Below are 13,797 nucleotides of genomic sequence, written 5' to 3'. Positions count from 1 at the left end.
GCCGTCCGCGGTCCGGGCCCGGCCGGGCAGCGGCTGGCCGCCGCCCTGACCCTGCGGGCCCTGGGGCTGCGGGCGCTGGCCCTGGCCCTGCTGCGGAGCCTGCCGAGGCCGGCCCGCCTGTGCGTCCTGCGGACGCGTCCACTGCTGAGTGTCCTCCGTGCCGGGCCCGGTCGGCAGCGCCATCGGCTGCTGCTGGACCGGCTGGGGCAGCGGCTGCGGGGCGTGCTGCTGCGGTGCCGGGGTGGGCACGGTGGGCAGCACCGGCTCGACCAGCCCGAGCCCGAGCGGGTCACGCGGGTCGATCTCGCTGGCCTCGAACCGGGGCCGGGCGAACTGCACGGTGCCGTCCGGCGTGCCGGACTCCAGCGGGGCCGGAGCCTGCTGCTGCGGGGCCTGGACCTGCTGCTGGGCGGGAGCCTGCGGGGCGCCCGGCCCGAACGGCTGACGCTGGGCCGGCTCCTGCGGACGACGCCGGGCGGGGTCGGGCGAGGTGGCCCGGCCGTGCTGCGGCTGGTCGGCCCAGGCGGTGTCGGCGGCGTTCCCGGTGGGCTCGCCGACCGGCTGCCGACGCTGCTGGCCGGGGCCGGGACGGCCCTGACCCTGGCCGAAGCCCTGCTCCTGCGGAGTACGGCGCTGCTGGCCGGCCCCGGGGCCGGTCAGGCCCTGCAGGCCGGGCGCACCGGAGGCGCCGGGGACGCGACGCGGCGGCTGCCCGTCGCCCTCGCGCATCGGCTGGGCGGACTCGCGGGTCGGCAGTGCACCGGCGGGAGCGCCGAACAGACTGCCGGTACCGGGTGCGGCAGGAGCGCCGCCAGGACCGCCGGGGCGGCCACCCTGAAGCTGCGGGCGACCGGCCGGAGCGGCGCCGGGGCCACCCTGGCCGAGCGCGGCCGCGCCACGGCCGGCCAGCGCCTCGGCGACGTTCGGACGGTTCTGCTGACGCGGCGTCGGGCCGACGCCGCGCTGCTGCTTGCCCTGGGCGGAGCCGGGGCGGCCGGGGCCGCGCCGGTCACCCGAAGTGGTGACGTCGAGCGGGAGCATGACCAGCGCGGTGGTGCCGCCGGAGTCGCTCGGGCGGAGCTGGATCCGGATGCCGTGTCGCAGCGACAGCCGGCCGACCACGAACAGGCCCATCCGGCGGGAGACCGAGACGTCCACCACGGGCGGGTTGGCAAGACGCTCGTTGATGTCGGCCAGGTCGTCGGGGGAGAGGCCGATGCCGGTGTCGTGGATCTCGACCAGCACCCGGCCGTCCGGCAGCGCGTGGCCGGTGACCCGGACCCGGGTCTGCGGGCTGGAGAACGAGGTGGCGTTCTCCAGCAGCTCGGCGAGCAGGTGGACGAGGTCGTTGACGACGCGTCCGGCGACCTCGGCCGACGGGACCGAGGCGAGTTCGATGCGCTCGTACTGCTCCACCTCGGAGGCGGCGGCGCGGAGCACGTCGACCAGCGGGACGGGGCGGGTCCAGCGGCGGCCCGGGTCCTCGCCCGCGAGGACGAGCAGGTTCTCACCGTTACGGCGCATACGGGTCGCGAGGTGGTCGAGCTTGAACAGGTTGGCCAGCTGGTCCGGGTCGGCCTCGCGGCTCTCCAGCTCGGAGATCAGCGAGAGCTGACGCTGGATCAGGCCCTGGCTGCGGCGCGAGAGGTTGGTGAACATCGCGTTGATGTTGCCTCGGAGCAGCGCCTGCTCGGCGGCCAGCGAGACCGCCTGCTTGTGCACCATGTCGAAGGCGTGCGCCACGTGGCCGATCTCGTCCGCCGAGTCGACACCGACCGGTTCGACGGTGACGTCGACGTCGTGCGGGTCGCTCTCGGAGAGGGTCTTGACCAGCTCGGGCAGGCGGCGCTCGGCGACATCCTCGGCCGCGACCTGCAGCCGGGTCAGCGAGCGCACCATGCCACGGGCCACCAGGGCGGCGCCGGCGATGGCGACGATCAGCACCAGGGCGATCAGCGCACCGTTGACCAGGGCCTCGGTGTCGGCCTCGTCCTGGAGCTCGCCGGCCTTGCCGTCCAGCGCCTCGAGCAGCTTGGTCTCGCTCTTCTGCTGGGCGTTGATCTTCACGCTGGCCTGGTCGTACCAGAGCTTGTACGAGAGCGGCTCGGTCTGCTTGATGCCGTTCGCGCTCAGCACCCGCTTGGTGTAGCGGTCCGAGTCGGCGATCTGCTGGTTGCGGGCCATCCCGGCGTTGAGCGCCTGGGCCTCGCCGTCACCGTAGATCGCGGTGAAGTTGGTGAGCGCGTTGCCCTCGGAGATCTGCAGCCGGATGCCGAAGGACTCGTCGGAGGAGTTGAGGTGCGGTCCCTCGGGGCCGGGGAAGGCCAGTGCGGCGCTGATCAGCGCGCGCTGCATGGAGGTGTTCTCCTTGGCCAGCGAGAACTGCTGCAGCGCACGGGTGATCTTGACCAGCTCGGTCGAGTTCGACGCGATCGCGATGTCCTGCGTGATGGACAGCAGGTTCTTGATGATCACGTCGTAGTTGGTGATCGTCGCCTGGATGTTGTCCGGGTCCCGGTAGGCGTTGCTGCGGGCCTCGGAGAGCTGGTTCAGGTCGCGGCGGACCTGCAGCAGCAGGGCCTTGCCACCGGCCAGGTCGAGCTCGTCGAAGTTGTCGGAGCTGGTCGCGAAGGCCTTGCTCAGCGCGTCCGAGTTCTTCCGGGCGGTGACGATGTCATCGTCCTTCGCCCGCTCGGGGCCGCCGTTGGTGAGCGGGCCCGCGCTGATGTCGCGCTCGGTCTGCAGGGCGCTCGCCAGCGCGGTGGCCTTCTTCGCCAGGTCGGCGAGGTTGGCCATCTGCGAGAGCTGCTTGGAGTTCTGCAGCGAGGACTCGACCCGGAGGCCGCCCAGGACCAGCGCGACCACCACGGGGAGCAGCAGCAGGGCGATCAGGCGGGTACGGATTCGCCAGTTGCGCATCGCGAACCGGCGCAGACCGGTGGCCCGGCGCCTGGTCAGCGTGTTGCGCAGCCGGGAGCGGCCGCGGTCGGAATGCTCCGCGCCCTCCGGGCCGTCCTGCGGCTCTGGCTCGCCGCCGCCGACTATCTGCTCACCGGGGCCGGTGAGCGGCGTTGCCTGGTGGGGGCCTGCCACGGGCTCACGCGACTCCGGGTCTCCCGCGGCGCCGCTGCCCCTCTTGAAACGTCCCTGCACTGGCGTCGCAACCTCTGGACCGGGCGCCCCTCCCCGCTTGCGCGGATGGGGCGGTGTCGAGTTTTTCCGTCGCATTCCAGCACAGCGGGAGAAGTCCAACAAGGGGCGTTACCTGTCGGTGTCCTGGGCTACCCACTGCGCGCACCGTCTCACGGAGTGTGCGACAACCGGCCCGGAATACCACCCTTTTCGGACACTCGCCTGATACATGCCAACTGGACCGTAGATCACCCGGAGTCGCAGACGTGCCTGAATGTCCGAGATATCGGAATTGTCGCAATGCCTCGTCTGTGCGAAATGCCCGACATGACGGCATTGTTCGTCAATTTGTGAGCAAAATCACAGCCGGAAATGTAGCCGGGATCAGGACGCCTGTGGAAAGAGCTCCGGATATCGGACTTCCGGACCGTCTACCCTAGGGCGCGTTGCCCAGGCGACAGCCTGCCCAGAATCACCGTCGCCGACTCCTGCGAGCGACCCCGAACCCGAAGGTGTGACGCAATGTCCCAGCCGGCGAACCAGGCCACCACGTCCACGCTCGCGAGCGGCTCGACCGCGAATCCGCGCCGGACGTCGCTGGCCTCGATCGAGGACTTCGGCCAGCTGCCCGGCGTGCGGCAGACAGCCGGGTCGGCGCCCCTCTCGCGATAGCCTGGGGACCGTTCGAGCAGGGCCCGGTAAGGCCGGCGCCCGACAGACCGAGAGGCTCCCCACCGTGCGAATTGCCAGGTTCTCTGTCCGGGAAGGGAGCCCTGCCGCCGGCAGCGTCTCCTTCGGCGTGGTGGAGGGTGACCCCGCCCAGCCCGAGTCTCTGGTGGTGCACGGCCTGGCCGGCCACCCGATCGTCTCGATGCAGCTCAGCGGCGAGAGCTACCGGATGCAGGACATCCGCCTGCTGTCGCCGATCCTGCCGAACAAGGTGGTCGCGGTCGGCCGCAACTACGCGGCGCACGCCAAGGAGCTCGGCAACGAGGTCCCGGACGTCCCGCTGACCTTCTTCAAGCCGTCCACCGCCGTGATCGGCCCGACCGAGGCGATCGCGTACCCGCCGTTCTCCTCGGACGTCCAGCACGAGGCCGAACTCGCCGTGGTGATCGGCCGGATGGGCCGCGAGGTCCCGCTGGAGCGGGTCCCCGAGATCATCTTCGGCTACACCTGCGCGAACGACGTGACCGCCCGCGACGTCCAGCAGCGCGAGGGCCAGTGGGCCCGTGCCAAGGGCTTCGACACCTCCTGCCCGCTCGGTCCGTGGATCGAGACCGAGCTGGACCCGAGCGACCTGGCGATCACCTGCACCGTCAACGGTGAGCTCAAGCAGACCGGCCGGACCTCCCTGATGGTCCGTTCGATCGCCGAGCTGATCGTGCACATCTCGGAGGCCATGACCCTGCTGCCCGGTGACGTCATCCTCACCGGCACCCCGGCCGGGGTCGGCCCCATCAACGTCGGCGACGAGGTCGCCGTCTCCATCGAAGGCATCGGCACTCTCACCAATAGGGTGATCAAGCGTGGCTAACACCGCTGACCTGGACCCGACCGTCCGGGTCCGTTTCTGTCCCTCCCCGACCGGCAACCCGCACGTGGGCCTGGTCAGGACCGCCCTCTTCAACTGGGCCTTCGCCCGCCACCACGGCGGCAAGCTGGTCTTCCGGATCGAGGACACCGACGCGGCCCGGGACTCCGAGGACTCGTACCACCAGCTGCTGGAAGCGATGCGCTGGCTCGGCTTCGACTGGGACGAGGGCCCCGAGGTCGGCGGCCCGCACGAGCCGTACCGGCAGTCGCAGCGGATGGACATCTACGCCGACGTCGCCCGCAGGCTGGAGGAGGGCGGTCACGCCTACCGCTGCTACTGCTCGACCGAGGAGCTGGACGCCCGCCGCGAGGCGGCCCGCGCGGCCGGCAAGGCCTCCGGCTACGACGGCCACTGCCGCGAGCTGACCGCCGATCAGGTCGAGGTCTACCGGCAGGAGGGGCGTCAGCCGATCCTGCGGTTCAAGATGCCCGACTCGACCATCGTCTTCGACGACCTGGTCCGCGGGAAGCTCAGCTTCGAGCCGGAGAACGTGCCGGACTACGGCATCGTCCGGGCCAACGGCGCGCCGCTCTACACCCTGGTCAACCCGGTGGACGACGCCCTGATGGGCATCACCCACGTGCTCCGCGGTGAGGACCTGCTCTCCTCGACGCCCCGTCAGATCGCCCTCTACGCCGCGCTGGCCGAGATCGGCGTCGGCGACGGCTCCACCCCGCGCTTCGGCCACCTGCCGTACGTGATGGGCGAGGGCAACAAGAAGCTCTCCAAGCGCGACCCGCAGGCCAGCCTCAACCTGTACCGCGAGCGCGGCTTCCTGCCCGAGGGCCTGCTCAACTACCTGGCGCTGCTGGGCTGGTCGCTCTCCGAGGACCAGGACCGGTTCTCCATGGAGGAGTTCGTCGCGGCCTTCGACATCGCCAAGGTGAACGCCAACCCGGCCCGCTTCGACCTCAAGAAGTGCGAGTCGATCAACGGCGACCACCTGCGCCTGCTCGACCCGGCGGAGTTCGTCCGCCGCCTGGTGCCGTACCTGCAGGCCCCCGGCCTGCTGCCGGCCGAGCCGACCGCCGAACAGCTCGACCTGCTGGCCAAGGTGGCGCCGCTCACCCAGGAGCGGATGGTCGTGCTGAGCGAGATCGTCAACATGGCGGGCTTCCTCTTCGTCGACCCGGCCGACTTCACGGTCGACCCGGAGGACGCCGCGAAGGTGCTCACCGCGGACGCCCGCCCGGTGCTGGCCGCCAGCATCCAGGCGCTGACCGAGCTGGCCGACTTCACCCCGGAGCCGATCCAGGCGGCGCTGCGCGAGGCGCTGGTGGACGGCCTGGGCATCAAGCCCAAGTTCGCCTTCACCCCGCTCCGGGTGGCCGTCACCGGCCGCCGGGTCTCCCCGCCGCTCTTCGAGTCGATGGAGCTGCTCGGCCGCGCCGAGACGCTGCGCCGGCTGACGGCGGCGCTGGAGCTCACTCCGCAGGCCTGATCCTGCCTGCCCCGAGGGGCTGCGTTGACCAGCGACGCAGCCCCCCGGGGGCCTGCCTGCGGTTATGGATTTTGGAGCGGGGCCGGGTGTCGGGTAATGTTCTTTCTGCGCCGCCCGGGAGGGACAGGGCGAGGGACCAGAAACCTCGTCAGGGACAGACCAGCGGTCGCAACGCCGAGCAAAACCCCGTCAGGGGTTGAACTCTGGTGGGGTATGGTGTAATTGGCAGCACGAGTGATTCTGGTTCATTTAGTCTAGGTTCGAGTCCTGGTACCCCAGCGCAGTAAGTGAAGTACAAGCCCCCGTTGTGTAGCGGCCTAGCACGCTGCCCTCTCACGGCAGTAGCGCCGGTTCGAATCCGGTCGGGGGTACGCAACAAATAGAGATCAAGCCCCCGTTGTGTAGCGGCCTAGCACGCTGCCCTCTCACGGCAGTAGCGCCGGTTCGAATCCGGTCGGGGGTACCAGATCCTTTCCACTGTCACCACCGGACGAGTTCGCAACCCCGGTCCTGACGAAGCATGGGATCACCAAGTTTGCCCCCGTTGTGTAGCGGCCTAGCACGCTGCCCTCTCACGGCAGTAGCGCCGGTTCGAATCCGGTCGGGGGTACCAGAGCAGAACGGCCGGTGGGCTTCGCAGTCCACTGGCCCGATGCTTTGTTGGGGTATGGTGTAATTGGCAGCACGAGTGATTCTGGTTCATTTAGTCTAGGTTCGAGTCCTGGTACCCCAGCCAGTAGGACAGCCCCGGAGATCCGGGGCTTTTTTGCTTTTCTGCCCCGCGTACGGGAAAAGGAACGGCCCCCGCCTCGGCGGGGGCCGTTCGTCGTTTCCGGACGGTTCTAGCCGCGGCGCAGGGCCTCGGTGAGGCGGTTGGCGGACTCGATGATGGCCTGGGCGTGCATCCGGCCGGGGTGGCGGGTCAGGCGCTCGATCGGTCCGGAGACCGAGACGGCGGCCACCACGCGGTTGGAGGGGCCGCGGACGGGCGCGGAGACGGACGCCACGCCCGGCTCGCGCTCGCCGATCGACTGGGCCCAGCCGCGCCGCCGTACGCCGCTCAGCGCGGTCGCGGTGAAGCGCGCGCCCTGGAGGCCGCGGTGCAGCCGCTCGGGCTCCTCCCAGGCCAGCAGGACCTGGGCGGCGGAGCCCGCCTTCATCGGCAGTGTGGAGCCGACCGGTACGGTGTCGCGCAGACCGGAGAGCCGCTCGGCGGCGGCCACGCAGATCCGCATCTCGCCCTGCCGACGGTAGAGCTGGGCGCTCTCGCCGGTGACGTCGCGCAGGTGCGTGAGCACCGGCCCGGCGGTGGCGAGCAGGCGGTCCTCGCCTGCTGCGGCGGAGAGTTCGGAGAGTCGGGGGCCGAGGATGAACCGGCCCTGCATGTCCCTGGTGACCAGGCGGTGGTGTTCGAGTGCGACGGCGAGTCGGTGGGCGGTGGGCCGCGCCAAGCCGGTGGCGGCGACCAGCCCCGCCAACGTGGCGGGGCCCGACTCCAGTGCGCTGAGCACCAGAGCGGCCTTGTCGAGAACGCCGACGCCGCTAGAGTTGTCCATGCCCTGATACTGCAGTCTCATTCCGCGAGACGCAAGTTCAATTCTCCGGGAAAAGCGCCACTCTTGGTGGAGCAGCCCGGGAGACACCCAGCTTCGGACCATCATCCAACGTCCGCATGCTGGACACGATCCGGCGTGCAGGTCGTCCGGACAAGAGCCTCACCAGGCCGGCGGGACATACGACCTCGATCACACGAGAAGGCCGGCAGAGCGGCCGGCTGGAGGGAAAGCGATGGGACGGACACTCGCAGAGAAGGTCTGGGACGACCACGTCGTCCGGCGCGCCGAGGGCGAGCCCGACCTGCTCTACATCGATCTGCACCTGCTGCACGAGGTGACCAGCCCGCAGGCCTTCGACGGTCTCCGGCTGGCCGGCCGGAAGGTCCGCCGGACCGATCTGACGATCGCGACCGAGGACCACAACACCCCGACGCTGGACATCGACAAGCCGATCGCGGACCCGGTCTCCCGGGTCCAGCTGGAGACGCTGCGCGCCAACGCCGCCGAGTTCGGGGTCCGGATCCACTCGCTCGGCGACGTCGAGCAGGGCGTCGTGCACGTGGTCGGCCCGCAGCTCGGTCTGACCCAGCCCGGCACCACGGTGGTCTGCGGCGACTCGCACACCTCCACCCACGGCGCTTTCGGGGCACTGGCGTTCGGCATCGGCACCAGCCAGGTCGAGCACGTGCTGGCCACCCAGACGCTGCCGCTGGCCCCGTTCAAGACGATGGCGATCACGGTCGAGGGCGAGCTGCCCGAGGGCGTCACCGCCAAGGACCTGATCCTGGCCATCATCACCAGGATCGGCACCGGCGGCGGCCAGGGCTACGTCCTGGAGTACCGCGGTTCGGCGATCCGCAGCCTCTCCATGGAGGCCCGGATGACGATCTGCAACATGTCGATCGAGGCGGGCGCCCGGGCCGGCATGATCGCCCCGGACCGGACCACCTTCGACTACCTGGAGGGCCGCCCGCACGCCCCGCAGGGCGCCGACTGGGACGCGGCGGTGGAGTACTGGAGCACGCTGGCCACCGACGAGGACGCGGTCTTCGACGCCGAGGTGGTCATCGACGCCACCGAGCTGACCCCGTTCGTCACCTGGGGCACCAACCCGGGCCAGGGCGCACCGCTCGGCGCCAACGTGCCGGACCCGGCCTCGTTCGCCGACCCCTCGGAGCGGGTCGCGGCCGAGAACGCGCTCAAGTACATGGGCCTGGAGGCCGGTACGCCGCTGCGCGAGGTCAAGGTCGACGCGGTCTTCGTCGGCTCCTGCACCAACGGCCGGATCGAGGACCTGCGGGCCGCCGCGGCCGTCGTCGAGGGCCGCACCATCGCCGAGGGCGTCCGGATGCTGGTCGTCCCCGGCTCGGTCCGGGTCGCCCTGCAGGCGATCGAGGAGGGCCTGGACAAGGTCTTCACCGCCGCCGGCGCCGAATGGCGGCACGCGGGCTGCTCGATGTGCCTGGGCATGAACCCGGACCAGCTGGCCCCGGGCGAGCGTTGCGCCTCGACCTCGAACCGCAACTTCGAGGGGCGGCAGGGCAAGGGCGGCCGTACCCACCTGGTGTCCCCTCAGGTCGCCGCCGCCACCGCCCTGCTGGGCCGGCTGGCCGCGCCCGCCGATCTGTCGTCCGACGTCGCTGTGGAGGTCTGAGCAGCCATGGAGAAGTTCACCACGCACACCGGCCGGGCCGTTCCGCTGCGCCGCAGCAATGTCGACACCGACCAGATCATCCCGGCGCACTGGCTGAAGAAGGTCACCCGCAGCGGATTCGAGGACGGGCTGTTCGAGGCCTGGCGCAAGGATTCCGAGTTCATCCTCAACCAGCCCGAGCGGCAGGGCGCCTCGGTGCTGGTGGCCGGCCCCGAGTTCGGTACCGGTTCCTCGCGCGAACATGCGGTCTGGGCACTTCAGAACTACGGTTTCCAGGCCGTCATCTCGTCCCGATTCGCCGACATCTTCCGCGGTAACTCGCTGAAGAACGGTCTGCTCACCGTGCTGCTGCCGCAGGAGACGGTGGATCAGCTCTGGGCGCTGACCGAGGCCGATCCGACCGTCGAGATCACCGTTGACCTGGAGACCAGGGAGGTTCGCGCCCCCGGCGTGACCGCCTCTTTCGAGTTGGACGACAACGTCCGCTGGCGCCTGCTCAACGGCCTGGACGACATCAGCATCACGCTCCGGAACGAAGGCGACATCGCCGAGTTCGAGGCCACCAGGCCCAGCTTCAAGCCGCGTACGCTGCCGGTGCTCTGAGCCCCTGATTCCTGACGGTCCGCCGGATGGCCCACCCCTCCCGAGGGGTGGGCCATCGGTCTGTTCCGGGCCCGAGTTGAGCCCCGGATAAACCCCCGGGCAGCGCAACTCCGTACAGATGGCACAATCGTTGCATGCACCGGCACCATGAACCTCCGTACGGGGACTGCGAACCAGCGTCCTCGGAGGGGATGGTCGACCCGGAAGTCACCGCGCTCTTCGCGCTGGTGGCCGAGCGGTTGAAGCAGGCACACGCCCGCGTTCATGCGCTGAACGTGTCAACCGAGGCAAAGACCGCTCTCACCCGCCAACTGTTGATCGTCACGGAGACCGCCAAGCGCGATCTTCCGGGGGCGGCAAGGCGGTTGGCGCGCTTTGTGCAAGACCTCGACGAGGGGCACCTGCCTCTCGGGTGAGGTCCCGGACGCGCAAATCCATTGCGACACTAGGGTGATTCGCGCGTTTGGTAATTGAAAGTCCGCAGATACATACCTAACGTGCGAAATGAACGGATGGAATCATCCGGCGCCCGTTTCCGAAGGGGAAGACGTTGAACAAGGCTCAGCTTGTCGAAGCGGTGGCCGAGCAGCTGGGCGGTCGCAAGGCTGCCGCAGAGGCCGTCGACGCAGTGCTCGACACCATGGTGCGTGCCGTTGTGGCCGGTGACCGGGTGTCGGTCACCGGCTTCGGCACCTTCGAGAAGGTCGACCGCTCCGCGCGGTTCGCCCGCAACCCGCAGACCGGCGAGAAGGTCAAGGTCAAGAAGACCGCCGTGCCGCGGTTCCGTCCCGGCCAGGGCTTCAAGGACCTGGTCAGCGGCAGCAAGAAGCTGCCGAAGGAGGGCCCCTCGGTCAAGAAGGCCCCCAAGGGCTCGCTGACCCCGGGCAAGAGCGGCACCACCGCTGCCGTCAAGCGCGCCGCCACCAAGCGCGCTGCCACGGCCGCCGCTGCGACTCCGGCCAAGCGCACCGCGGCCAAGAAGGCCACGGCGGTCAAGGCCACTGCGGCGAAGACCACCGCGGCGGCCAAGAAGGCCACCCCCGCCAAGAAGGCGACGGCGGTCAAGAAGGCTGCCGTGGCCAGCAAGACCGCGGCCGCGAAGAAGACCACCGCGGTCAAGAAGGCCACCCCGGCCAAGACCACCGCGGCGGCCAAGAAGGCCGCTCCCGCCAAGAAGGCGACGGCGGTGGCGAAGAAGACCGCTCCCGCGAAGACCCCCCCCCCCCCCCCCCCCCCCCCCCCCCCCCGGGCTCTTTTCCGTTATGACTCCTGACGTCCGATCGGGAGTTCGTAGCTGATATCCCAGCGCGAATCCGGTACGACCAGTTCGGCGGTCTCCACCGCCCGGCCCTCACGGTCGTAGTAGGTGCGCTCGATCAGCGTCACCAGGTCGCCGGCCGAGACGCCGAGCAGGTTGGCCTGCTGCGCGGTGGCGCGGGAGGGGCGGGTCCGCTCCACCGCACGCTCCACCTGCACTCCGATCGCCGCCATCCGCCGCACCACGCCCTGGCCGGCCAGTGGGCCGTACTCGGGGCAGATCACCGGCGAGCCCTCGGTCAGCGCCAGCGGCTCCCAGCTGTTGGCCAGCAGGACGGGCTGACTGTCGATCAGGAACTCGTAGACGGTGTGCACCGTAGGCGCCCCGGGGTCGAGGCCCAGCCGGGCGGCCACCTCCGGCGGGGCCGGACTGTTGGTCTCGGTGGTGGACTCCCAGCTGCCGGTGCCGTCGATCTCGCCCAGATCGGCCCGGAAGGACGCCGGGGTGCCGATCCTGGAGCGGACCATCGCGCGGCGCAGCACGGGGCGGCGGACGTAGGTGCCGGAGCCGGTGCGCCCCTCCAGCAGGCCCTCGGTGATCAGCAGCTGCTGGGCGCGCTGGAGCACGTTCGCGTCGACGTCGTACTCGATCGCCAACTTGGCGCGGGACGGCAGGACCTCGCCGGTCTGCCACTCGCCCCGGCCGATGCGGAGGCGCAGATCGGCGGCGATGCGCTGGTACTGGCGCTCAGCAGGTGACATCTGGCTCTCCCGGCGGCAGGCACGACCCGGCCGAGTTCGGCAGGGCGGGTGATTCAGCGTTGACAATCTAATGCATCAGGTGGAATCTAATTACTTAGATTCACGTTCCGTAACCAGCTGCTCGCGGGGAGAGTCGTTGCGTGCGAACCACCAGGGTGTTTGACGTGGCGAACCGCCTGGCCAGGGCCACCGGAGGGCGGCCCAGGGTCCGCATCGGGCTGGACGGCGGCTGGCGGCTGTACCTGGTGCTGCCGGAAGGGCTGAGCGCCGACGCCCAGCTCGCGGTGCTGGATCTGCTGGCCGGGGCGGACCGCTTCGGCCATGACCGGACCGACACGGCCCAGCGGGTCTGGGCCGACTTCGACCGTGACCACGAGCAGGAGCCGACGCTGTGAGTACCACCGGGGGCTACACCGTCTCCATCGAGGACATCGCCCCGCCCGCGACCTTTCAGCACCTGCCGGACGCGCTGGCCGCCCTCTGGCAGGCCCTGCGGGTGCTGCCGCTGGGCTGGACCCAGTACGAGGCCTACCGCTTCTTCCTCGGTGCGGGAGCGGTCGAACGGGTCACGGAATTCCTCGACCGCGACGGCGAGTTGACGCTCAGTTTCGCGATCGGCGGCCGGTCCCACGCGATCCAGCTGACCCTGGCCTGAGGCCGGGCGTCAGCTCGCCCGGTCCGCCGGGTCGGGGAAGGTCTGCAGGGTCAGGAAGACCACCCGGCGGGCCTCGCCGCTGCCCTCGGTGCGGATCCGCAGCCGCTGGCCCGGGCGGAGCAGCCGCAGGCCGCCCGCGTCGAAGGCCGCGGCGTCGAACGGGACGGGGGTGCCGTCGTCCAGAAGGACCGAGCCGGTGTGGGTGGCGGGGTCGAAAGTGTACGAGGTGGCCTGCATGGCAGCAGCATAGCGACGGGCCAGGGCGCGTCGTTCGGATCGCGCCGGGCGGCCGACGCCGGGGCACGCACCTCGCCGACTTCTCGTCGGTCGCCGATGCTCCGCATGGACTCCCTCCTCGGCACCGCCGAGGCACGCACCCCGACGCCGCCCGCTGATCCGGCGCGATCCGAACGACCCGCCCCCCCCGCGTCAGGAGCAGACCGGGCTCAGTCCGCGCGCGGAGGCGACGGCGGCGGTGTGCGGCCCGACGCCGAGCGCCAGCGCCTCCAGGAGGTCCGCCCCGGTGTCCACGTCCCGGCGCACCGACGGCACGTCACCCGGGCTCAGCTCGGCGGCGCCGCCGGCCGCGTGCCGGGCCCGCGAGCCGTCGCCGAACCGGGGAGCCAGTGGGTGGCCCGGCGGACAGGCCAGCACGGTGGTGCCGAGCCCGGGGGAGTCGGCCAGGAAGGACCGTCCGCCGTGCGCCGCGGCGGCGGCCAGCACCCGGCCCAGCTCGGCGCTGCGCAGGGCGGGCAGGTCGGCCGAGAGCACCGCCAACGGGGCGTCAGGAGCCAGCCGCCGGGCCAGCTCGGCACCGTACGTCAGCGCCGGATTGAGCCCGCCGCCGGGCTCGTCCGCCACCACCAGCGCCCCCAGCCGGGCCAACTGAGCCCCGGCAAGCGCGTCCTGGGTGACCACCAGCACCCGGGCCACCAGCGGACACGCCAGCGCGGCCGCCACCGTGTCCAGCGCGAACGCCAGGGCCAGCGCGGGCCTGCGCGCACCGGCGTACGGCTCCAGCCGGCTCTTCGCCACGGCGAGCGGCTTCACCGGCAACACCAACGACCACTCGGGGTGGGGCGTGGGCACGGGCGGCACTGCGAGGCGTACGGTGTCCTGGGTCATCGGCGCCATTCTTAC

13 protein-coding genes and 5 tRNA genes are annotated in these 13,797 nt (G+C 70.8%); 13 read left to right on the top strand and 5 right to left on the bottom strand.

From position 1 onward, the window contains the following. Nucleotides 1–3,093 (bottom strand): sensor histidine kinase (locus tag ACXJMZ_RS17270; RefSeq protein ID WP_457030922.1); only part of this gene is annotated, 3,093 nt, incomplete at its 3' end. Between the two features lie 775 nt (nucleotides 3,094–3,868). On the opposite strand from ACXJMZ_RS17270, the gene ACXJMZ_RS17265 reads away from it, so the two are divergent. The 7 genes from ACXJMZ_RS17265 to ACXJMZ_RS17235 all read left to right on the top strand — a co-directional run bounded on the left by ACXJMZ_RS17265 (nucleotide 3,869) and on the right by ACXJMZ_RS17235 (nucleotide 6,906). After that, a complete protein-coding gene (locus ACXJMZ_RS17265; protein WP_457030921.1) occupies nucleotides 3,869–4,669 on the top strand; it encodes a fumarylacetoacetate hydrolase family protein in 801 nt (266 codons plus the stop codon). After that, nucleotides 4,662–6,170, top strand: a complete 1,509-nt coding sequence (gene gltX, locus ACXJMZ_RS17260) for a glutamate--tRNA ligase (protein WP_457030920.1) — start codon at nucleotides 4,662–4,664, stop codon at nucleotides 6,168–6,170. The genes ACXJMZ_RS17265 and gltX overlap by 8 nt, the downstream gene beginning before the upstream one ends. 207 nt (nucleotides 6,171–6,377) lie before the next feature. Then, nucleotides 6,378–6,449: transfer RNA gene (locus ACXJMZ_RS17255), tRNA-Gln, on the top strand. A 19-nt stretch (nucleotides 6,450–6,468) separates the two neighbouring features. Further along, nucleotides 6,469–6,541, top strand: a tRNA-Glu gene (locus ACXJMZ_RS17250). Between the two features lie 19 nt (nucleotides 6,542–6,560). After that, nucleotides 6,561–6,636: transfer RNA gene (locus tag ACXJMZ_RS17245), tRNA-Glu, on the top strand. 71 nt (nucleotides 6,637–6,707) lie between these two features. Beyond that, nucleotides 6,708–6,783, top strand: a tRNA-Glu gene (locus ACXJMZ_RS17240). 48 nt (nucleotides 6,784–6,831) lie between these two features. Next, nucleotides 6,832–6,906: transfer RNA gene (locus tag ACXJMZ_RS17235), tRNA-Gln, on the top strand. A 106-nt stretch (nucleotides 6,907–7,012) separates the two neighbouring features. Here ACXJMZ_RS17235 and ndgR read toward each other — a convergent pair. Further along, nucleotides 7,013–7,726 carry an IclR family transcriptional regulator NdgR gene (ndgR, locus tag ACXJMZ_RS17230; protein ID WP_057232382.1) on the bottom strand — a complete coding sequence of 238 codons (714 nt, stop codon included), beginning with the start codon at nucleotides 7,724–7,726 and terminating at the stop codon, nucleotides 7,013–7,015. Between the two features lie 232 nt (nucleotides 7,727–7,958). Here ndgR and leuC point away from each other — a divergent pair, with 232 nt between their 5' ends. The 4 genes from leuC to ACXJMZ_RS17210 all read left to right on the top strand — a co-directional run bounded on the left by leuC (nucleotide 7,959) and on the right by ACXJMZ_RS17210 (nucleotide 11,256). Further along, a complete protein-coding gene (leuC, locus tag ACXJMZ_RS17225) occupies nucleotides 7,959–9,380 on the top strand; it encodes a 3-isopropylmalate dehydratase large subunit (RefSeq protein ID WP_457030919.1) in 1,422 nt (473 codons plus the stop codon). Nucleotides 9,381–9,386: 6 nt separating this feature from the next. Then, complete coding sequence (gene leuD, locus ACXJMZ_RS17220; RefSeq protein ID WP_457030918.1) at nucleotides 9,387–9,983, top strand: 3-isopropylmalate dehydratase small subunit; 597 nt, start codon at nucleotides 9,387–9,389, stop codon at nucleotides 9,981–9,983. A gap of 134 nt (nucleotides 9,984–10,117) precedes the next feature. Further along, nucleotides 10,118–10,399 carry an SCO5555 family protein gene (locus tag ACXJMZ_RS17215; RefSeq protein WP_457030917.1) on the top strand — a complete coding sequence of 94 codons (282 nt, stop codon included), beginning with the start codon at nucleotides 10,118–10,120 and terminating at the stop codon, nucleotides 10,397–10,399. A gap of 134 nt (nucleotides 10,400–10,533) precedes the next feature. Beyond that, nucleotides 10,534–11,256 carry an HU family DNA-binding protein gene (locus tag ACXJMZ_RS17210; RefSeq protein ID WP_457030916.1) on the top strand — a complete coding sequence of 241 codons (723 nt, stop codon included), beginning with the start codon at nucleotides 10,534–10,536 and terminating at the stop codon, nucleotides 11,254–11,256. On the opposite strand, the gene ACXJMZ_RS17205 is transcribed toward ACXJMZ_RS17210, so the two are convergent. Beyond that, on the bottom strand, nucleotides 11,244–12,002 hold the full coding sequence (locus ACXJMZ_RS17205; RefSeq protein ID WP_457030915.1) for a GntR family transcriptional regulator: 759 nt from the start codon (nucleotides 12,000–12,002) through the stop codon (nucleotides 11,244–11,246). The genes ACXJMZ_RS17210 and ACXJMZ_RS17205 overlap by 13 nt on opposite strands. A gap of 164 nt (nucleotides 12,003–12,166) precedes the next feature. Between ACXJMZ_RS17205 and ACXJMZ_RS17200 the strand changes: the two genes are divergently transcribed. Continuing rightward, nucleotides 12,167–12,397 carry a hypothetical protein gene (locus ACXJMZ_RS17200; protein WP_457030914.1) on the top strand — a complete coding sequence of 77 codons (231 nt, stop codon included), beginning with the start codon at nucleotides 12,167–12,169 and terminating at the stop codon, nucleotides 12,395–12,397. Continuing rightward, nucleotides 12,394–12,657 (top strand): hypothetical protein, encoded by a 264-nt coding sequence (locus ACXJMZ_RS17195; protein WP_457030913.1) that lies wholly within the window; start codon nucleotides 12,394–12,396, stop codon nucleotides 12,655–12,657. The genes ACXJMZ_RS17200 and ACXJMZ_RS17195 overlap by 4 nt, the downstream gene beginning before the upstream one ends. Nucleotides 12,658–12,666: 9 nt before the next feature. Here the strand turns inward: ACXJMZ_RS17195 and ACXJMZ_RS17190 are convergent, their stop codons facing one another. Both ACXJMZ_RS17190 and cofC read right to left on the bottom strand, forming a co-directional pair. After that, nucleotides 12,667–12,894, bottom strand: a complete 228-nt coding sequence (locus tag ACXJMZ_RS17190; RefSeq protein ID WP_457030912.1) for a hypothetical protein — start codon at nucleotides 12,892–12,894, stop codon at nucleotides 12,667–12,669. 192 nt (nucleotides 12,895–13,086) lie between these two features. Then, nucleotides 13,087–13,782 carry a 2-phospho-L-lactate guanylyltransferase gene (gene cofC, locus ACXJMZ_RS17185; RefSeq protein ID WP_457030911.1) on the bottom strand — a complete coding sequence of 232 codons (696 nt, stop codon included), beginning with the start codon at nucleotides 13,780–13,782 and terminating at the stop codon, nucleotides 13,087–13,089. Nucleotides 13,783–13,797: the final 15 nt, after the last annotated feature.

It is taken from the genome of Kitasatospora sp. P5_F3, assembly GCF_054049135.1.
The sequence above is the reverse complement of the archived record's forward strand: the minus strand, read 5'-3'. Positions and strand labels throughout refer to the sequence as shown.